Source organism: uncultured Aquimonas sp., from assembly GCF_937888285.1.
Classification (GTDB): Bacteria; Pseudomonadota; Gammaproteobacteria; order Xanthomonadales; family Xanthomonadaceae; genus Aquimonas.
Genome location: NZ_CALART010000082.1, coordinates 1 through 18782, shown reverse-complemented (window position 1 = coordinate 18782; position 18782 = coordinate 1). Strand labels below are relative to the sequence as shown.

General features: G+C 70.3%; 17 protein-coding genes. 9 read left to right on the top strand and 8 right to left on the bottom strand.

Features of this window, described 5'->3' with window-relative positions; translation table 11 throughout:
- Window positions 1-264 precede the first annotated feature (264 nt).
- A complete protein-coding gene (gene waaA / locus Q0654_RS15430; protein WP_298855475.1) occupies window positions 265-1584 on the top strand; it encodes a lipid IV(A) 3-deoxy-D-manno-octulosonic acid transferase in 1320 nt (439 codons plus the stop codon).
- Window positions 1585-2826, top strand: a complete 1242-nt coding sequence (locus Q0654_RS15425) for a CoA-binding protein (protein WP_298855473.1) — start codon at window positions 1585-1587, stop codon at window positions 2824-2826.
- A gap of 25 nt (window positions 2827-2851) precedes the next feature.
- Here the strand turns inward: Q0654_RS15425 and Q0654_RS15420 are convergent, their stop codons facing one another.
- From Q0654_RS15420 to Q0654_RS15390, 7 genes are all read right to left on the bottom strand, one after another.
- A complete protein-coding gene (locus Q0654_RS15420) occupies window positions 2852-5395 on the bottom strand; it encodes an EAL domain-containing protein (RefSeq protein ID WP_298855471.1) in 2544 nt (847 codons plus the stop codon).
- Window positions 5396-5502: 107 nt separating this feature from the next.
- Complete coding sequence (locus tag Q0654_RS15415) at window positions 5503-5634, bottom strand: hypothetical protein (RefSeq protein ID WP_298855469.1); 132 nt, start codon at window positions 5632-5634, stop codon at window positions 5503-5505.
- The gene (locus Q0654_RS15410) at window positions 5631-6857 is read right to left on the bottom strand and encodes an MFS transporter (protein WP_298855467.1); all 1227 of its coding nucleotides are present in this window, start codon (window positions 6855-6857) and stop codon (window positions 5631-5633) included. Before Q0654_RS15410 ends, Q0654_RS15415 begins: the two co-directional genes overlap by 4 nt.
- 353 nt (window positions 6858-7210) lie before the next feature.
- Window positions 7211-8170 carry an arsenosugar biosynthesis radical SAM (seleno)protein ArsS gene (gene arsS / locus Q0654_RS15405; protein ID WP_298855465.1) on the bottom strand — a complete coding sequence of 320 codons (960 nt, stop codon included), beginning with the start codon at window positions 8168-8170 and terminating at the stop codon, window positions 7211-7213.
- The gene (locus Q0654_RS15400; RefSeq protein WP_298855463.1) at window positions 8163-8999 is read right to left on the bottom strand and encodes a sterol desaturase family protein; all 837 of its coding nucleotides are present in this window, start codon (window positions 8997-8999) and stop codon (window positions 8163-8165) included. Before Q0654_RS15400 ends, arsS begins: the two co-directional genes overlap by 8 nt.
- Window positions 8992-9690 carry a DUF2064 domain-containing protein gene (locus Q0654_RS15395; protein ID WP_298855461.1) on the bottom strand — a complete coding sequence of 233 codons (699 nt, stop codon included), beginning with the start codon at window positions 9688-9690 and terminating at the stop codon, window positions 8992-8994. The genes Q0654_RS15400 and Q0654_RS15395 overlap by 8 nt, the downstream gene beginning before the upstream one ends.
- Window positions 9687-10364, bottom strand: a complete 678-nt coding sequence (locus tag Q0654_RS15390) for a glycosyl transferase family 2 (RefSeq protein ID WP_298855458.1) — start codon at window positions 10362-10364, stop codon at window positions 9687-9689. Before Q0654_RS15390 ends, Q0654_RS15395 begins: the two co-directional genes overlap by 4 nt.
- Before the next feature lie 154 nt (window positions 10365-10518).
- On the opposite strand from Q0654_RS15390, the gene Q0654_RS15385 reads away from it, so the two are divergent.
- Both Q0654_RS15385 and Q0654_RS15380 read left to right on the top strand, forming a co-directional pair.
- Window positions 10519-12621 carry a TonB-dependent receptor gene (locus Q0654_RS15385; protein ID WP_298855456.1) on the top strand — a complete coding sequence of 701 codons (2103 nt, stop codon included), beginning with the start codon at window positions 10519-10521 and terminating at the stop codon, window positions 12619-12621.
- Window positions 12588-13853, top strand: coding sequence for a sialidase family protein (locus tag Q0654_RS15380; protein WP_298855453.1), 1266 nt, complete (start codon window positions 12588-12590; stop codon window positions 13851-13853). The genes Q0654_RS15385 and Q0654_RS15380 overlap by 34 nt, the downstream gene beginning before the upstream one ends.
- A gap of 68 nt (window positions 13854-13921) precedes the next feature.
- On the opposite strand, the gene Q0654_RS15375 is transcribed toward Q0654_RS15380, so the two are convergent.
- Window positions 13922-14587: a DoxX family protein gene (locus Q0654_RS15375; protein ID WP_298855451.1), complete on the bottom strand. Its 666-nt coding sequence runs from the start codon at window positions 14585-14587 to the stop codon at window positions 13922-13924.
- A gap of 244 nt (window positions 14588-14831) precedes the next feature.
- On the opposite strand from Q0654_RS15375, the gene Q0654_RS15370 reads away from it, so the two are divergent.
- From Q0654_RS15370 to Q0654_RS15350, 5 genes are all read left to right on the top strand, one after another.
- Entirely contained in the window at window positions 14832-15320 is a 489-nt protein-coding gene (locus Q0654_RS15370) for a sigma-70 family RNA polymerase sigma factor (RefSeq protein ID WP_298855449.1), read from the top strand.
- A complete protein-coding gene (locus Q0654_RS15365) occupies window positions 15317-15961 on the top strand; it encodes a hypothetical protein (protein ID WP_298855447.1) in 645 nt (214 codons plus the stop codon). Before Q0654_RS15370 ends, Q0654_RS15365 begins: the two co-directional genes overlap by 4 nt.
- 225 nt (window positions 15962-16186) lie before the next feature.
- Window positions 16187-16486 (top strand): hypothetical protein, encoded by a 300-nt coding sequence (locus Q0654_RS15360; RefSeq protein ID WP_298855446.1) that lies wholly within the window; start codon window positions 16187-16189, stop codon window positions 16484-16486.
- A gap of 315 nt (window positions 16487-16801) precedes the next feature.
- Window positions 16802-17650 (top strand): DUF692 domain-containing protein, encoded by an 849-nt coding sequence (locus Q0654_RS15355; RefSeq protein WP_298855444.1) that lies wholly within the window; start codon window positions 16802-16804, stop codon window positions 17648-17650.
- Entirely contained in the window at window positions 17634-18506 is an 873-nt protein-coding gene (locus Q0654_RS15350; protein WP_298855442.1) for a putative DNA-binding domain-containing protein, read from the top strand. Before Q0654_RS15355 ends, Q0654_RS15350 begins: the two co-directional genes overlap by 17 nt.
- The last annotated feature ends 276 nt before the right edge of the window (window positions 18507-18782 follow it).

Genomic DNA, 18782 nt, shown 5'->3' with positions numbered 1-18782 from the left:
AGGGTGCATGCCTGTCAATGATGGGACTCCCCGGAACCCGTGCAGCGGGCCAGCTCGACGGCTGCCGGGTGCGGATGGTTCCGCGCCGGCAGCGCTGGGCTCCCCCACGGACCCCAGCTGCGTGGGGCGAGGATAGCAGCGCCTTCCCTCACGCGCACATCACCCTGTCTTGGCGGTTCGTTGACGCGCAGAGCCCCCGGGAGCAGCCTGCTATCCTGCCCCGCCCCGGATCGGCCCCAGCGGCCTCAGGACGCCGCGCGCGCCATGCGACTGCTTTACACCCTTGCGATGTACCTGCTGACGCCGTTGATCTTCTATCGGCTGCTGGCGCGGGGTCTGCGCATGCCCGGCTACTACGCGCGCTGGCGCGAGCGCTTCGGGCATTTCAAGAACCCCGGCTTCGAGCGCAGCATCTGGGTGCATGCGGTCTCGGTCGGCGAGGTCAACGCCGCAGCGCCACTGGTGGAGGCCCTGCGCCGCCGCTATGCCGACCTGCCCTTCGTGCTGACCACCGTCACGCCCACCGGCTCGGACCGCGTGCGCCAGCTCTGGGGCGACGACGTCTTCCACGTCTACCTGCCCTATGACCTGCCTGGCTCGGTGGGGCGCTTCCTGGCCGCGACGCGTCCCAAGCTCGCCGTGGTGATGGAAACCGAGATCTGGCCGAACCTGTTCCTCTCCTGTGAATCCGCCGGCATTCCTGTGGTGGTGGCGAATGCCCGGCTGTCCGACAAGTCGCTGCGCGGCTACGGGCCGGTGCGGCCGATCATCCGCGCGGCCATCCGCAGCGCGCGCTTCGTCGCCGCGCAGTCGCAGCAGGACGCCGACCGCTTCCTCAGCCTGGGCGCACGCCCCGAGCGCCTGCGCGTGGTCGGCAACCTGAAGTTCGATCTGCAGGTCAAGCCCGAGCTTTTCACCGAGGCGGCCGCCGCGCGCGTGCGCTGGGGCGTGCAGCGGCCGGTGTGGATCGCCGCCAGCACCCATGAAGGCGAGGAGCTGGCGGTCATCGAGGCGCACTCGCGGCTGTTGAACCGCTTTCCCGACGCCCTGCTGCTGGTGGCGCCGCGCCATCCCGAGCGCTTCAAGCCAATGGTCCAGCTGTGCCGCAGCTACGGCTTCGCCACCCGCACGCGCAGCGAGGATGACGAGCCCGATGCGCACAGCCAGTGCTTCGTCATCGACACCTTGGGCGAGCTGGTCAACTTCATCGCCTGCGCCGATGTCGCCTTCGTCGCCGGCTCACTGGAGGCGATCGGCGGCCACAATGTGCTGGAGCCGGCAGCGCTGGGCATCCCGGTGGTGGTCGGGCCGCACACCTTCAACTTCGAGGAAGTGACCGACCTGCTGCTGGAGCAGGGCGCGGCCCTGCGTGTGGCCGACTCGGAAGACCTGTCGCGCACCCTGCAGACCCTGCTGGCGGACCCCGAACGTCGCGAGCGCATGGGCGAGGCCTGCAAGCGTACGGTCGGCCATGAGCGCGGTGCCGTGGAACGCACGCTGGAAGTCATCGGCCGCCTGCTGCGCGGCGAGGTCGAGCCGGGCGCCGACGCCAGCGACAGTCGGCCGGCCTCGCGCGGGCGCTGAGTGCTGCCCGAATCGCCGGGCGAAGCGGGACTCGCTTCGCCCGCCAACCGAGCGGATCCCGACCCCGCGGCCTATGGCGAGGCTTTCGCTGCCTGCTACGACAGGCTGTATCCGCGCCTCGATCGTGCGCTCCTGGTGCGCCTGCTCGCCCTCGCCGGGTCGGGCCCGGTGCTGGAGCTCGGAGCCGGCACCGGGCGTGTGGCCCTGCCGCTCGCCCAGCGCGGGCTGGAGGTGTGGGCGCTGGACGCATCGATGTCGATGCTGGCTCTACTCCGCCAGCGCAGCGGTGCACGCACACCCCTCTGCGTGCAGATGGACATGGCGGCTTTTGCGCTGCCTCAGCGCTTTGCCTTGATCACCCTGCTGGTCGATACCCTGGATCTGCTGCCGCCATCGCGACAGGCGGCTGTGTTCACCTGCGCCGCCCGCCATCTCGCGCCGCGCGGCGTCCTGCTGGTCGAGCGCTTTGGCGACACACTGGGCGAGTCGGACCTGCACTGCCCGGCAACCGATGCGACCAGCGCGGCTGACGTGCCGCACCTGCGCACCTGGAGCGCCAGCGACCGGCAGCACCGGTGCTGGGCAAGGGCGGCCGGGCTGCGCCTGGTCGAACAGCTGCCGGGGCCCGGCGGTGCACGGCACATGCTGTATGCGTCGGAGGATCCCGCGGACGAGCCCCTGCCTGCAGCCCCGGGCGCTCGCCCCGCCGATGCCACGTGGTGCGCGCCAACCCCCTTGAGCGCTGCTTCCCTCAGCACATCGGAGCCCATACCCATGCACGACCGTTCCATCAATCCGACCCACGCACCCGACAGCGACGCGGCGCTGCGCGAGCTGCTGGCCTCGACCCGACGCATTGCCGTGCTCGGCATCAAGTCCGAAGCGGCGTCGTCCCAGCCCGCCCATTACGTGCCCGAGTACCTGCAGCAGGCCGGCTTCGAACTGCTGCCGGTGCCGGTCTACTATCCCGAAGCGACGCACATCCTCGGCCAGCCGGTGTACCGGCGGCTGCAGGATGTGCCCGGATCGATCGATCTGGTCTGCGTGTTCCGCCGCCCGCAGGACCTCGCCGGCCACCTGCAGGATCTGCTCGCGGCCGCACCCAAGGCCGTCTGGCTGCAGTCCGGGATCCGCAGCGAGCCGTTCGCGGCGGCGCTCAAGGATGCGGGCATCGCGGTGGTGCAGGACCGCTGCCTCATGGTCGAGCACCGGCGCCTCGGCGCTGGCGGGTCAGCGGGTTGAGGCACAGCGCGGCGCACCGCCGCCCTCACTGCCTTCGGGTCGCCGGGTCGAAACGCGCATCTGCATCCACGCCAAGCCGCGCCAGCCAGGTCTCCAGCGGCTCGGGCCGCGCGTACAGATAGCCCTGCTGCAGGCTGCAGCCGCTGCCCTGCAGGAAGGCCGCCTGTTCGCGGGTTTCGACGCCTTCCGCGACGACGCTCAGGCCCAGGCTTGCCGCCATCGAGATCACCAGCTTGACGATGGCGCAGTCGCTGGCGTCGCCCGGCGTGTCCTTGACGAAGCTGCGGTCGATCTTGAGCTGGTACAGGGGCAGCCGCTTCAGGTAGGCGAGGCTGGAGAAGCCGGTCCCGAAGTCGTCGATCGAGAAGCGCAGGCCCAGGGCCGACAGCTCGCGCATGCGCTGCGCGGCCTGTTCGACGTCATCGATCAGCAGGTTCTCGGTGACTTCCAGGATGACCTGCGCCGGATTGGTGCCGTGCGCGCGCAGATGGGTGCGCACGCGCTCGACGAAGTCGGGCTGGTGGAACTGCCGCGGGCTGACGTTGATGCTGAGCGGCAGATCAATGCCGGCCGCCGCCATCCGCGCGGCGGCACGACAGCCTTCGCCCAGCACCCAGTCACCGATGCCGACGATGATGCCCGTGCGCTCGGCGGCGTCGATGAACTCGCCGGGGGCGAGACGCCCGCGCTGCGGATGCTGCCAGCGCAGCAGCAGCTCGGCGCCGGCCACGCTGCCGTCGGCATGCACTTCCGACTGCGCGTGCAGCACGAACTGGCCGTGCTTGAGCGCCTCGCGCAGGTCCAGCTCCAGCTGCATGCGCTGGCTGAGCTGGCCGCTCATCGCGGCGTCGTAGCGCACCGCCTGGCCGCGACCCGCGGACTTGGCGAGGTAGAGCGCGGTGTCGGCCTCGCGCAGCAGGTCGGCGGCGCTGCCGCCGGCCCCCGGATAGAAGGTGATGCCGAAGCTGACGCCCGTGCTGCAGCGCTGGCCGTCGATCTCGATCGGCTCGTCGAGCGCCTCGCGCAGCCGTACCAGCACGCCCGCCACCATGTCGCGCGCGGCTTCCGGATCGGTGGACAGCGAGGGCAGCAGCAGCAGGAACTCGTCACCCCCCGGCCGCGCCAGGGTGTCGCCGCCGCGCAGCAGGGCGCCGAGCCGGATGGCCACGGCCTGCAGCAGGCGATCGCCAACGCTGTGCCCGCGGCTCTCGTTGACCCGGCGGAAGTCGTCCAGGTCCAGCATCAGCAGGGCGCCGACGCTGCCGTCGGTCGCTGCCGCCTCCAGCGCGCGGCTCAGGCGCTCCTCCAGCAGTCGACGGTTCGGCAGGGCGGTCAGGGGGTCGAAGTAGGCGACGAACTGGGCCTGCTGTTCGGCCTGCTTGCGGGCACTGATGTCGGTCAGGCTGCCGATCATGCGCAGTGCCCGCCCCTGCGCGTCGCGCTCCACCACCTCGCCGCGGTCCTCCACCCAGATCTCGCTGCCGTCGGCACGCAGCATGCGGAATTCACAGGCATAGGGCGCCTCGCCGCGCAGGCAGTGCTCAAGCCGCTGCAGCACCCGGCTGCGGTCGGCGGGATGCAGCATCCGTTTGAAATCCTCGACGCTGCGCTGCAGGCCGGTTTCCGGCAGGCCCATGATGGCCAGCCAGCGCGCGCTGACGTGCACGCTGCCGGCGAGGATGTCCCAGTCCCAGATGCCCTCGCCGATCACCGCCAGCACCTGCGACAGCCGCGCCTCGCTCCGGCGCAGGGCCTCGACGGCGCGGTTGCGCTCGCGGATGTCGATGTCGATGCAGAACATTTCCGGCGCGCCGTCGGCGTTCTCCAGCAGCGCGTGGCTGGAGAACACTTCGACCGGCTGCCCGCGGCGGTCGCACAGGCTCAGCTCGGACGAGGGGATCGGCCGGCCGTGCTGCATCCAGCCCTCGACATCGTCGATCACCGCCTGCCGCGCGACCGGCGGGATGATCAGGTCCTCCAGGCGCTGGCCGATGGCCTCGGCCGCGCTGTAGCCGTACAGGCGTTCGCTCGCGGCGTTCCACAGGAACACCCGGCGTTCGCGGTCATAGCCCTGGACGGCGATGGCGTCGATGCGCTCCAGCAGCGCGCGCAGGCGCGCCTCGGAGACCGCGACCTTGCGCTCGGCCTCGCGCTGGTCGGTGATGTCCAGCAGCAGGGTGGTCCAGACCGTGCCGCCTTCGGGCCAGGGCATCGGCTTGCCGTGGGCCTGGATCCATTTGCGCCGGCCCGAGGGCGTGGTGATGCGGTATTCGTCGCGCCACTCGCTGAGCCGCGCCGCGCTGTCGGCGATCGAAGCCCGCAGCCGCGGCACGCAGTCAGCGTCGATCAGTGCCCACAGGCGCGACAGGTCGGCCTCGATCTCGGCGGCACTCAACTCGAACAGCTCGGTGCAGCCGGCGCTGACGTACCAGATGGCATCGCTGCCGTCCGGTCGCAGCAGGTAGCGGAACAGGGTGCCGGGCAGGCCGGAGGACACGGCCGCGAGCCCGGATGCGAGGTCCCGGTCGGGTCCTGTCCTGTCTCCGCTGCGGTGGCGGCTGTCGCTCATGCCCCGTCAGATCCCCGGCGCCTCCGTATGGGGGCGCCTGCCAGCGTGCAGGAGCCATGCCCGTTCGCGCAAACAGGACCCGCGCGGGCGGCAGCGCGGTCGCGGTTTCACGCGCAGAACAGCGGCCCCAGCCCCTGCAGGAAGACCTCGCTGCCGAAGCGCGCCCACAGCAGGCCGGCCATCGCCAGCAGCGCGGCCGCGGCCAGCAGCAGCCAGCGCTTGAGCGCCTGCGGGCTCATGCCGGCTGCCAGGCGCGCTGCTCGCGCGTGGCGGCGCTGAGCGCCGCGGCCAGCAGGGCCAGCGCCACCGAGGTCCACCAGATCACCGCGTAGCTGCCGGTGGCGTCGAACAGCCGGCCCGCCCACCAGGCGCCGAAGAAGGCGCCGACCTGGTGGCTCAGGAAGACGATGCCGTACAGGGTCGAGAGCTGGCGCAGGCCGAACATGCTGACCACCGCGCCGCTGGTGAGCGGCACCGTGCCCAGCCAGAGGAAGCCGAACACCGACGCGAACACCAGGGCCGAGACCGGCGTCAGCGGCAGCCACAGGAAGATCACCATGGCCAGCCCGCGCGCGAAGTACAGCGCCGCCAGCAGGCCGGTGCGCGAATGCCGCCCGCCCCACAGCCCGAACAGCCAGCTGCCGGCGATGTTGAACAGCCCGATCAGGGCCAGCGACCAGGCCCCGATCGCCGGGCTCAGGCCGCCGTCGACCAGATAGGCCGGCAGATGGGTGCCGACAAAGGCGACGTGGAAACCGCAGACGAAGAAGCCGCCGTTCAACAGCCAGTAGGGCGAATAGCGCGAGGCGCAGCGCAGGGCCTCACCCAGCTCGGGGCCCTCGATCACGGGAGCCGCGGCACCCCTGCGCAGCCGCCCCGGCAGGCCGAAGGCCAGCAGCGCGATGAAGGCGATCAGCGCGCTCAGGATCCACAGCGCGATGCGCCAGTCGAACGCGCCGACCAGGCCCTGCGCCAGCGGCACCACGGCGAACTGGCCCAGTGAGCCGCCGGCGGTGACCAGCCCGAAGGCGAGGCTGCGCTGCGCGTCGGGCACCACCCGGCCAACCGCCGACAGCACCACCACGAAGGTCGTCGCCGACAGCGCCATGCCGACCATTACGCCTAACGCAAGTCCAAGACTGGTCGCGCCGGTCGCACTGGCCGCCAGCACCAGCCCCGCGATGTAGAGCAGGCTGCCCCCGATCAGCGTCGGCCGCGTGCCGAAGCGGTCGGCCGCGGCGCCGATGAAGGGCTGGACCAGGCCGAACAGCAGGTTCTGCAGCGCGATCGCAAAGCCGAAGGCCTCGCGGCTGATGCCGAGCTCGCTGCCGACCGGCTGCATCATCAGGCCGAAGCTCTGGCGCACGCCCATGCTGAGGGTGACGATGGCCGCCGCGCTGGCCACCGCGATCAGGGCGGTGCGAGTCCAGGCGGTGTTGTCAGCGGAGACGGTCGGGCTCATCCGCGCATGCTACGCCCGCACCGTCCGCTCCGGCCTCGCGACCTTGGGCGAAGTCGCGAAGGCCCTGAGCCTGGGCGCGCGAGTGTTTTCGAAGGCTCTCAAGAAACAAGACCGTAAGTGAATGATGGTATTGGAGCGCTCTCACTGCCGCGTGGCAGGGATAGGCGGTCGAAAACGACTCTGGTGACCCCGGTACTCGTCGCCCCCGCGAAGAGCCTGTCCTCGCGAAGGCGGGGACGGGGTCCAAGAGTAGTGGCCTCGGTCGCGAGAGGTCTGGATCCCCGCCTTCGCGGGGATGACGAACCCATGTTTCTTCGAGAACACCTGGCCCGCAATGCGGGGCTGAGAGGCTCTCATGCCAGCGCACCACCGCAGCTCGACCCTTGCCCCGCCGTGCAGCCGTAGCAGTGGCCGGCGACCGCGATCTTGCGCGGCAAAGCACCTTCCAGCAGATCGCGCAGATGCGGCTGGCCCGGGCCCGCGGCGTCGGACGGCAGGTCGAGCATCTGGTTGAAGTCGCAGTCGTAGACGTAGCCGCGGTAGTCGATGCTGAGCAGGCTGCGGCACATCACTGCGGACAGGTTCTCGTCGCGATGCGCGCCGCGTAGGGTGTCGAGGTGGCTGTCGAACTGGCCCTTGGAGACCAGCATGCTGCCGAAGCGCTGGATCGGCATGTTCGCCAGCGCGTAGAGGTGATTGAAGACGATGCCGAAGTTGTCGCCGAGCAGGCGCTTGTAGTCGGCTTCGAGCTTCTCCTGCGGCGGCGGCAGGAAGGCCCCGCCGGGGTTGTAGACCAGCTGCAGCTCGAGCCCGCTGCCGGGCTGGCCGTAGCCGAGCGCATTGAGCTTCTGCAGCGCGCGGATGCTCGACTCGAACACGCCCTTGCCGCGCTGCGCATCGACATTGGCCTGGCTGTAGCAGGGCAGGCTGGCGACGACCTCGACGCGACGCGCGGCGAGATAGTCGGCCACCCACTCGTAGCCCGGCTCCTCGATGATCGTCGGGTTCAGGCGATCCATCACCCGCAGGCCGCGCTCGACCGCCGCGTCGACCAGCCAGCGGAACTGCGGGTTCATCTCCGGCGATCCGCCGGTCAGGTCGAGGGTGTCGGCGCCGAAGCGTTCGGCCACGCGTAGCGCGAGCTGCATGGTGTCGAGGTCCATCAGCTCGGTGCGCCGCGGGCCGGCGTTCACATGGCAGTGCGTGCAGCTGATGTTGCACAGGTAGCCAAGATTGAGCTGGAGGGTCTTCAGTGCCACGCGCTCGATGGCGGGGAATTCCACCGCCTGCAGCAGGGGCCAGGTGTCACGCATGCGGATCGTGCTCCGAGGAAGGCTGTGGCCGGAACGGCTGCAGCAGCAGGCTTTGCAGGGACTGTTCGCGCTGCGAACGGAAATACCCGAGGCCGATCGGCATCGCTTCCTCGGGGGCGCGCGGCTGCGCGCGGTAGCTGCCGAACAGCCGGTCCCAGATCGACAGGTGGAAGCCGTAATTGCTGTCGGTTTCGGGCCGCCAGGTCGAGTGGTGGATGCGGTGCATCGACGGCGTCACCAGCAGCCAGCGCAGGCGGCGATCCAGCGCCGGCGGCAGGGCGAAATCCGCATGGGTGAACAGGGCGCCGGCCGACAGCAGCAGCTCGAACACCAGCACCGCCAGCGCCGGCGCGCCGAGGGCGGCGACCAGGGTCAGCTTGTAGACCAGCGACAGCGCCATCTCGAAGGGGTGGAAGCGTAGGCCGGTGGTGACGTCGAAGCCGGTATCGCTGTGGTGCAGGCGATGCAGGCGCCACAGCAGCGGCACCCCGTGCATCAGGCGGTGCTGCCAGTAGATCGCCAGATCCAGCAGCAGCACCGCGATCACGCAGTCGAGCCAGAACGGCAGGCCGAGCTGCGGCAGCAGTCCGATCTGCTGCGATTCGAGCTGCAGGGCGAGGCCGACCGCAAGCACCGGAAACATCAGCCGCAGCAGGAGCGTGTCGAGCGCGATCAGCAGCAGGTTGGTGGCCTGCCGGCGCTGGCCGCGGCCATCGCCGCGCAGCGGCCGCAGCCACTGCAGCACCAGCAGCAGGGCCAGCACGCCGCCGAAGGCACCCAGCCGCAGCGGGCCTTCGTTCAGCACCAGCGCGTTTGCCCACTCAGGCATGGCCCAGGGTCTCCAGCAGGGTGTCGATCTCGCCCAGCACGCGCTGCTGCGCAGGCAGCGGTCCGGCCAGTGCGCGCAGGGCTGCGGCCAGCTGCTGCAGATCCTCAGGCGTGTCGAGATCGCAGAGCGGCGGCAGGTCGAGCCAGTCGCCAAAGCCCGACAGCGCCGCGCGGAACTCGCTGCCGGTGCGCGGCTGGCTGTAGGCGACGCTCTCCCAGAGCACTTCGGGCGCCGTTCGATTGCCGCCGTAGAGCCAGAAGCCGCCGTCCTCGGCCGCACCCAGCACCTGTCGCGCCTGCGGCGCGCGCAGCCAGTCGGCGGCGCGCTGCAGGTATTCACGCCTGAGTTGGGGCAGATCGGCGCCGATCAGCAGGCCGAAGCGGTGCTCACGTACCAGTCGATGGTGTACGCGGGCCATGCGTGCACCCAGGCCGCCTTCGCCCTGCGGCACCCAGTCGAGCCCGCCGCGTGCGGCCCAGAAGGCCGGGGCCAGGCTGTCGCCCTCAGCGATGGCCCACACGCAGCGCACGCCGCTTTCACGGGCGAAGCGCTGCAGGAGTTCGGAGACGGCATCCGCGCAGGCGAGATAGAGCCGCTCGGCCGCCGCGCTGCCGATCGCGCGCGCCAGTCGCGTCTTCACCGGCGACAGGCCTGGTGTCTTCACGAACAGGGCCAAGGCGCCGCCGCTCATGGGCGACTCCCTTTCGAGAATGCGCGCGCCTGGGTCCAGCTGAGCGCGAGGAAGCGCAGGGTGGTGCGCAGCCAGCCCGCCTCCGCATAGCGACGTCCGCTGGTACGCAGGCGCGCGCCCAGGCGGCGCACCGGCAGCTTCGCGCGATGCGCCGCCCACACCAGGGCGTGATCCTCGGCGCGCGGCAGGCGCTCGTCGAAGCCGCCCAGCCGCTGGAAGTCCGCGCGCGGCAGGCACAGGCCCTGGTCGCCGAAGGGCAGGCCGAACAGTCGCGAGCGCAGGTTCGCGCCCAGCGCGTTCAGGCGCAGCAGGGCCGGGCCATCGAAGAAGCCGAGATCGAAGTGATAGAGCGCAGCAGCACGCTGTGCCACTGCGGCCAGCGCGCGCACGGCAGCAGCCTCCAGTCGGGAGTCGGCGTGCAGGAAGCACAGCCAGTTCCCGCGTGCGGCCGCCGCCCCCGCGTTCTGCTGGCTAGCGCGGCCTTGCGATGCCTGCAGCCAGCGTAGACGTCCGGCGAGGACGCCGGCCAGCGCATCAAGCTCGGGCGGCGCGGCATCCACGCCGACCAGCAGCAGCTCGACATCGACCGGCACGCGCTGCAGATCGCCCAGCAGCGCCCGCCAGGCGCTCTCGCCCGGGCCGATGGGAACAACGATGGACAGTCGAGGCAGCACGAGGGGAAAGCACTCTGCGAAACGCGGTGTCGCGGGCTGTCTGCGACATTCGGTCGCATGGGCAGCATGGCGGGGGAGCCGAACAATACGCGGCCCCGCGTCGCCTGAGTGCAAACAGATGCTTCATCGTCCCCGTTCGACCCCGCTTCGTTCAGTGTCCGCAGCCGTGCTGATCGCGCTGGTCTCCGCCACAGTCTCAGGTGCCCAGGCTGCCATTGGCTTCGAACTGGCCTCGGCCGCCAAGCTCGACGAGATCGAGGTGAAGGGGGTAGCCCCGACCCCGCTGAAGCGCGCTGCGCGCGCAGCTTCGCGGCTGGATGTGCCGCTGCTGCAGCAGCCCATTTCGGCTGACGTGATTGACGCCGACAGCCTGCGCGCGCGCAGCGACGCCAGCTTCAACGAAGCGCTCGAGCAGGCCCCCGGCCTGGTGCCGGCCTACAGCTTCGGCGTGATCAACATCAGCGGGCGCGGCTTTTCCGGGGTGTTCAATTCGCCGATCCTGTTCGACGGTGTTCGATACCCCGGCTGGCAGGTCACGCCCAGGCTGACCCTGAACTACCAGCAGGTCGAAGTGCTGCGCGGCCCGGCTGCGCTCACTGCCGGTCAGGGCTCGGTGGCCGGTGCGATCAATCTGGTGCCGCGGCGCGCCGACGGCCGCGCGGGCTCGAACGTGTATCTGGGCTATGGCCGCTACGGTACGACCACGGCAGCGTTGGGCAGCGGCGGCAGCGTGGGCGGTGGCGGCCTCGCTTGGCGGCTCGACGCCAGCCATCAGCAGTCCGGCGAGCGCGGCAGCTTCGGCTATGCGCGCGACACCAGCTTCGAGTTCCGTCACGTCAACGCCGAGCTGGCTGCGCCGGTCAGCGACACGCTGCGTTTGAGCCTCGCCTTCGAGCATTTCCTTGACGACGGCGAGGGCTATTTCGGTACGCCGCTGATCAATGGCCGCATTGACCCCAGCCTGCGCGACATCAACTACAACGTGATCGACGACGCCATCCGCATGGACGTGGATTGGCTGCGCGCGCGCGCCGAGTGGCAGCCCAGCGACAACCTGCGCGCCGCGCTGGTGCTGTTCGGGAATCGTGAGGACCGCTACTACCGCAATGCCGAGGTCAACACCTGGCAGCCAGCGACCGGCCTGATCCGCCGCAGCGACTATCTGGAGATCAGCCACGACCAGACGCTGCGCGGCGCGGTCGCCGATGTCGCCTGGTCGCACACCCTGTTCGGCCGCGCGCACCAGCTGGTGTTCGGCCTGCAGGCCGATCGCAACGACCATGACCGCAGCAGCGACAGCCCCTTCCGCTACACCGACGCGGTCGATCTGCGGGACCCGGTGCGTGGCGTCTACACCAGCCTCGACACCTTCCAGCCGCGCACCGCGACCGACATCGAACAGCGTTCGGTGTTCGTTGAAAGCGCGCTGGATCTCGCCCCGCGCTGGCGCCTGATCACCGGCCTGCGCCACGACCGCAGCGAGGTCGACTCGCTCAATGTGGTCAGCGGCCTGCGCTTCGACAAGCGCTACAGCGCCGGCAGCTATCGGCTGGGGCTCACCTTCAGCCCGAGTGAACGGACCACGCTGTACGGCTCGCTGGCGACCTCCAGCGAAGCACCGGCGCAGATCACCACCCTGGGGCTGGCGAACGCGAGCTTCGACCTCACCGACAGCGAGCAGGTTGAGCTGGGCGTGAAGCACAGCTGCGGGCGCGTCGATTGGACCCTGGCGCTGTACGACATCGCCCGCACCAACCTGCTGAGCCGCGATCCGGACGATCCGAACCGGCTGATCCAGGTCGGTGAGCAGGCCGCGCGCGGCGTCGAGGCCAGCCTGCGGATGCCGATCGGCGAGCGCCTGCGCGTCGAGGCCAGCGCCGCCCTGCTGGACGCCAAGTTCGAGCGCTTCGACGAAGTCGTCGGCGGTGTTGCCGTCTCGCGTCGCGGCAATGATCCGGTCGCGGTGCCCGAGCGCATCGGCACGGTCTGGGCTTTCTACAGCGCACGCCCGAACCTGGAGTTTGGACTCGGTCTGCGCGGTGTCGGCGAAAGCGCCGCGAACACCGCCAACACGCTGTATCTGCCGGGCTATGCCACGGTCGATGCCCTGCTTCGCTACGATGCGCCGCTGGGCCGCTTCAGCCTGCGCCTGCGCAATCTGGACGATCGCGTCTACGCCACGCGCCCCTACGGCGCCGGCCAATTCATGCTGGGAGAACCGCGGTGGTACGAACTCACCTGGCAGCGCAGCTTCTGAGTCTGTTCGGCGCGGGCCTGGCCCTCGCCGAGCCCGCGCGACTCATACCCATCGAGCTGCCGATCGAAGCCTCGGCGCTGACCCCGCATGTGGTCGCCGACAGCGCCAAGCAGCGCTTCCTGCTGAGCTGGCAGGAACGTCTGCCGGAAGGCTGTGCCCGCCTGCAGGTCGCAACGCTGTCGAAGGCGGGCGAACTCGGCGAAGCCCGCGAAGTCGCGCGCGGCTGCGACTGGTTCGTCAACTGGGCCGACCACCCGCAGATCGCGGTCGCCGACAACGGCGGCTGGTGGGCGTTCTGGCTGCAGAAGGAGGGCGCGGGCACCTACCACTACGGCATCCGCGTCGTGCACTCGCAGGATGAAGGCGCGAGCTGGTCGGCACCGATCACGCCGCACGACGACGGCACACTGAGCGAGCACGGCTTCGTCTCGATGGCGCCGGATGGCGCCGACCGCATGCGCCTGATCTGGCTGGACGGCCGCCACGCCGCGGCCTCACATGCGGACGGGTCCGTCCTCCATGACGCCCACGGCGACCACGAGACAGGGATGAGCCTGCGCGCTGCCGTGCTCGACGCCCGCGGCGCGATCCGCGAGGACGTGGAGCTCGACGCGCGCACCTGCTCCTGCTGCTGGACAGCGCTGCTGCGCCGCCCCGACGGCAGCCATCTCGCCGCCTGGCGTGACCGCAGCGATCACGAGATCCGCGACATCGCGTTGGCCACGCGTGACCGCAGCGGCTGGCAGGTGACCGGCCTGGTCCACGCCGACAACTGGAAGATCAATGCCTGCCCGGTCAACGGGCCCGCCCTGGCGCAGCAGAACGAACGCGTGTTTGCGGCGTGGTCGACCATGCCGAACGCGAACGACATGGCGGTGCGACTGCGCGTGCTCGGCACCGAGGCGACGCCCCTGCGGGTCGAACAGGGGCCCGCCGTGCTCGGACGCGTCGACGCCGAAGCCTTCGACGACGGCGTGCTGCTAAGCTGGCTCGGCGCAGGTGCGCCCGGCGAGAGCGTGCTGCGGCTGGGCCTGTTCGACGCGGAACTCGGCGAGCGCCAGCGCATTGATGTCGCCGCCCTGCCGGCAGGCCGCGGCATCGGCGTGCCGCGTCTGGCCGCACTCGCGCAGACCGCCGTGCTGGCCTGGACCGAGCCGAAGGGCGCCGCCGTCGCGGGCGCACCGGCGCCCACCCGGCTGCGCGCGGTGCTGCTCCACGCGGGTGCTGACTGAGGACAGCGCTGAACAGCCGGCGCCGGATCCGCGACCGCGCTCGATGGCGCGCCACGGCGTTGAGCGGATCAGCCCGGCCCGAGCTCGCGCCGGAAGCGGTGTCCCGCAAGAAGGGCCAGCACCGCGCCCAAGGCCATCAGGCCCAGGCCCAGCGTCGGAAACAGCATGGCGATCGGCAGGCCGAGGCCGAGCCCGCCCAGTGCCCAGGCCGCGCGGTCCGCACGGGGCTCGCCCGCTGCTGGCAGCGAGCGCGCGAGCAGTGCGTCCAGGCTCAAACGCCCGGCGCCGCCCAGCACCAGCGGCAGCAGCATCAGCGCGAACAGCAGGGGCAGCTTGAAGTTGCCGTGGCCGGTGTTGCGGATCGCATAGCCCTGCCACAGCTGCGCCAGTGAGCTCCACTCCGCTGGCCAGTGCACCGCGGCAGTGGCGACAAAGGTGAGCACCAGCAGGCTGTAGGCGGCGAAGCGGGTGCACAGACCGGCCACCAGCAGTGCGGCCGCGCCAAGCTCCGCCCAGGTCGCGAGCCACCAGCTCAGCTCGGGATCGACGTGCTTGAACGGAAACGGGAACTTCGACTGCACGCCGCCGAACCAGTTCTCGCCGCGCAGCTTTTCGAGGCCGGCCTCGCCGAACTCGTAGGCGAGGATCAGGCGCAGGCCGAGCGGGGCCAGCCAGGGCCCCAGGCCATCGAGCCGTGCGCGCAGGGCGGCGGGAAACGCGTGGAGTACGTTCATGCGGGCGTCCTTGGGCGACTGTGATCGAGTGCCGAGCAGAGGCAGGCGCGCCCTGCTTGATTGCCGCTCGCCTCGGCCTCGGGTGCGCTGCAGGACGGCGAGGCCGTCGGCAAGCGCGAGGCGACGCGCATGCAATCAAGCGTCCCGCTGGCGCATCCTTGGCCTTCGAACGCGGATCGCCGCGGGAGAACACAGCCATGCAGTCCCCAGCGCAGATTCGCTCAGGCAGACGGACGCCGCGGTCATGAATCGACTGCGCGACGAGGATTTCCAACGCGCCTACCGCTACGCGATCGCCCTGACCGGCGAGCGCGAGCAGGCCTACGACGTGGTGCATACCGCCGTGACCCAGTGGCTCGGCGCGGCGACCGCTGCCGTCGAGAACCCCCTGGCCTACTTCCTGCGCATCGTGCGCAACACCTTCCTGGCCGATCAACGCCGTGCGGCGCAGATGCGCTGGAGCCCGATCGAGGACGCCGAGGCGGTGATTCCCGCCGATCTGCGTGCGCTGGAGGACGTGCAGCTCGAACGCGCCTGGCTTGAGCGCGTCTGGGCGGATTTCACCGCGGCCGAACGCGAGGTGCTGTTCCTGTGGGCGGTCGAGGGCTACACCGTGGATGAGATCAGCGCCCAGACCGGTGCGCCGCGCGGCACCCTGCTGGCGCGCATGCATCGACTGCGAAGGAAGTTTGCCGGCGACGCGGACGCTGCGCGGGCGGGAGCGAGACCATGAAGCCTTCAGAGAACATGCCGCTGCGCGAGCAGCTGCGCGCGAAGTTCGAGCAGGAGCGGCTCGAAGCCTCCCAGCTGGATGCCCTGCGCGCGCGGCTGTCGGCACCGCCCGCGCCAGGCCCACAGACAGCGCCAGCAGATCAGGGACCGGCGCAGCCGGGCCGCCGTCGATTCTTCGCGACGGCAGCCAGCGTCGCCGCCGCCGCGACGGTCGGCTATTGGGGTCTGTTCGGTGTTCGGGCCTTTCGCGACACCAGCAACCTGCAGACCCTGGCCGACGAGATCGCCTACAACCACCTGTACGAGAAGCCGCTGGATGTGGCCTCGGCGTCGATGGCGGAGCTGCGCGAGGCCTTTGCGGGGGTCGGCTTCCTGCTGCAGGAGACGCCCTTCGCGCTGCCGCCGGGTGCCGAGCTGATCGGCGGCCGCCACTGTTCGATCGCCTCGGTGCCGGCGGTGATGCTGCGCTATCGCGTGGGCGCCGATGTGGTCGGCATCTGCCAGGCGCGATTTGATCCCGCCCGCCATCGCGGCGTGCCCGACATGCAGCTGGCCGCTGCACCGGCGACGGCGATGGCGCGCGGGCTCAAGGTCAGCCTGTGCCATGACCGCGGCGTGCTGATGGCGATGGCCACCGCCTGAATTGCCATCGCGCGGTCGGGGCAAAACGTCGCTTCAAGAACGGAGGCCGCGTTCGCGCAATCAAGGCGCGGCCTCGCTCACTCTTCACAGCGTCGGTTCAGCGGCCATGCCGATCCGACCTTGAAACCTGCGCCGCGCCGGGGGCACCCTTGGCCGTCGCTTCCATAGCCGCCCGCCGGGCGGATTCCATCCGGGCCTCGGCCCCTGCCACAGAGGATTGAACGCATGAACAACAGCACCAAGAACCTCGGCCTTGCCCTCGGCGCCGCCTTCGCCGCCAGCCTGATCGCCAGCCCGGTTGCCCAGGCCTTCCAGGTCCAGGACCTGCAGCAGGGCTACCAGCTGGTCGACGACCACAAGGAAGATGAGCCGAAGGAAGACAAGGAAGGCGCCTGCGGCGAGGGCAAGTGTGGCGAGGGCAAGTGTGGTGGCGAGCCCGCCGAGGGCGAGGACGCCGACAAGGACAAGGAAGGCAGCTGCGGCGAAGGCAAGTGCGGTGAGGGCAAGTGCGGCGGCGCGGCCTGATCGCTCGCGCGCGTTGATCTGGGAGCGCCTCGGCTCCGCGCGGTCCAGGCGTTCTTGAAAGGCACGGAGTCGTCTTCCCTGCGGAGAGCCTGTCCTCGCGAAGGCGGGGACGGGGATCCAGAGCGCTTGCGGTTGAGACGAGCGTTTCTGGGCCCCCGCATTCGCGGGGGCGACGATTCATGGGGTCGCAAGCTTGCCGGCTCCTGACGACCTTCCGCGACGCGCATCCGCTGCGGATGCGTGTGGCCTGTGCTGGCGGCGGCTCCGCGATCGCTGCCGCCTGTGCTCTGTTCCCGCCCAAACCAAAGGCACACCATGGATGCGCTGTCGCTGTGCGGCTTGGGTCTGCGCCGCCCGCTGCTGGAAGAGCTGCTGGCCCTGCCGGCGGGCCGCGTCGGCTTTCTCGAGCTCGCGCCCGACAACTGGATCGGCGTTGGCGGCAAGCGTCGCGAAGCGCTCGATGCGCTGCGCGAACGCTTCCCGATTTTCGCCCACGGCCTCAGCCTGTCGCTGGGCGGGCCAGAGCCCTTCGATACGACCTACCTAAAGCGTCTGCGCGGGTTTCTCGACGCCTTGGGCTGCCCGCTCTATAGCGAACACCTGAGCTACTGCAGCGACGAGGGCCAGCTCTACGACCTGCTGCCCATGCCCTTCACCGAGGAGGCGGTGCGCCATGTCGCTGCGCGCATCGGTGAGGTGCAGGATGCGCTGGGCCGGCGCATCGCGATCGAGAACATCAGCTACTACGCAGCGCCTTACCAGGCCATGGCCGAGATCGACTTCCTCCGCGCCGTGCTCGACGAGGCCGACTGCGATCTGCTGCTGGACGTCAACAACATCCACGTCAACAGCGTCAACCACGGCTACGACGCGCTCGCCTTCCTGCGTGCGCTGCCGGCCGAACGCGTTGCCAGCCTGCATGTGGCCGGCCATTACGTCGAGGCGCCGGACCTCATCATCGACACCCACGGCGCCGCCGTCATCGATCCGGTCTGGGCCCTGCTCGACGCCGCCTATGCGCACTGCGGGCTCAAACCCACCCTGCTGGAGCGCGACTTCAACTTCCCGCCGATGGCCGAACTGCTGGCCGAAGTCGACCGCATCGCCGCGATCCAGGGCGCCCATCGCGAGCGCATCGAGACTGCCCATGCCCGCTGCGCCTGAGACCCTGCGCCAGCAGCAGCTGGCGCTGGCGCACTGGATCCGCGATCCGTCGAACCAGACGCCCCCGCCGGGCATCGAGCCGCGCCGCCTGCGCGTCTATCGCGAACTGATCCGCAATACCGTCGCCGGGCTGCTGGGCAGCCAGTTTCCGGTGATCCGCACACTGCGCGGCGAAAGCTTCTGGAACGCGCTCATCGACGACTTCATCCGCGAGCACCGCGCGCAGACGCCGCTGTTCCCCGAAGTCGGCCAGGAGTTCATCGCCTGGCTGTCGGACCGCGCGGAGCGCGCTCACGCCGACAACGCGGGAACATTCGAATCCAGCAGTAGCGGTAGCGCTGACGGCGGCTGCAGCCGCCATGCGGAAGGCGGCCCCCGCGATGAAAGGCATGTCGCGCATCCGCCCTTCCTCGCCGAGCTGGCCCACTACGAGTGGGCCGAGCTCGGCATCGCGCTGTCGGACGCGAGCGAAGACCTCGCCAGCATCGACCCGCAGGGCGATCTGATGCAGGGCGTGCCGGTGCTTTCGCCGCAGGCCTGGCCGCTGGCCTATGCCTGGCCGGTCGATCGCATCCGTCCGGACTATCAGCCCGAGACGGCGCCTGCCGAGCCGACCCTGCTGCTGCTGCAGCGCGCCGCCGACCACAGCGTCAAGTTCGCCCGGCTTGATCCCCTGGGCTACGCCCTGCTGGAGCAGATCCGCAGTGCGCCGGCGAGTGGTCGCGAGATTGTTCAGCGCTTGGCCGATGCCTGGCGGCTCTCCGCCGAGCCACTGCTGGCGCCCGCGCAGGCGATGCTGGCGTCGATGCGGGAGCGCGGGGTGGTGTTGGGCACGCGAGGCGGGCGCTCGCGATGAGCGCATAGGGTGGGCCCTGGCCCACCATGAGCTCAATGCTCGCCCCTGTCCCGTTTCGCCGCTTCGCCGCTCGAGGCAAAGAGCAAGCGCTTTCGGTCGGCCCCGCGGACTGCCCGACCTCGCGGCTGTCATAGGGTGGGCCCTGGCCCACCAGGAGCTCAATGCTCGCCCCTGTCCCGCTTCGCCGCTTCGCCGCTTCGCCGCTTCGCCGCTCGAAGCAAAGAGCAAGAGCTTTCGGTCCGTCCTTCGGCCGGCCCGAGTCACTTTTCTTTGAGT

Bases quoted from the DNA above. Each gene is read 5' to 3' on its own strand.
- Q0654_RS15375 (WP_298855451.1), bottom strand. From the start codon at position 14,587: ATGAACGTACTCCACGCGTTTCCCGCCGCCCTGCGCGCACGGCTCGAT.
- Q0654_RS15420 (WP_298855471.1), bottom strand. From the start codon at position 5,395: ATGAGCGACAGCCGCCACCGCAGCGGAGACAGGACAGGACCCGACCGG.
- waaA (WP_298855475.1), top strand. From the start codon at position 265: ATGCGACTGCTTTACACCCTTGCGATGTACCTGCTGACGCCGTTGATC.
- Q0654_RS15365 (WP_298855447.1), top strand. From the start codon at position 15,317: ATGAAGCCTTCAGAGAACATGCCGCTGCGCGAGCAGCTGCGCGCGAAG.
- Q0654_RS15350 (WP_298855442.1), top strand. From the start codon at position 17,634: ATGCCCGCTGCGCCTGAGACCCTGCGCCAGCAGCAGCTGGCGCTGGCG.
- arsS (WP_298855465.1), bottom strand. From the start codon at position 8,170: ATGCGTGACACCTGGCCCCTGCTGCAGGCGGTGGAATTCCCCGCCATC.
- Q0654_RS15360 (WP_298855446.1), top strand. From the start codon at position 16,187: ATGAACAACAGCACCAAGAACCTCGGCCTTGCCCTCGGCGCCGCCTTC.
- Q0654_RS15395 (WP_298855461.1), bottom strand. From the start codon at position 9,690: ATGAGCGGCGGCGCCTTGGCCCTGTTCGTGAAGACACCAGGCCTGTCG.
- Q0654_RS15415 (WP_298855469.1), bottom strand. From the start codon at position 5,634: ATGAGCCCGCAGGCGCTCAAGCGCTGGCTGCTGCTGGCCGCGGCCGCG.
- Q0654_RS15370 (WP_298855449.1), top strand. From the start codon at position 14,832: ATGAATCGACTGCGCGACGAGGATTTCCAACGCGCCTACCGCTACGCG.
- Q0654_RS15410 (WP_298855467.1), bottom strand. From the start codon at position 6,857: ATGAGCCCGACCGTCTCCGCTGACAACACCGCCTGGACTCGCACCGCC.
- Q0654_RS15400 (WP_298855463.1), bottom strand. From the start codon at position 8,999: ATGCCTGAGTGGGCAAACGCGCTGGTGCTGAACGAAGGCCCGCTGCGG.
- Q0654_RS15355 (WP_298855444.1), top strand. From the start codon at position 16,802: ATGGATGCGCTGTCGCTGTGCGGCTTGGGTCTGCGCCGCCCGCTGCTG.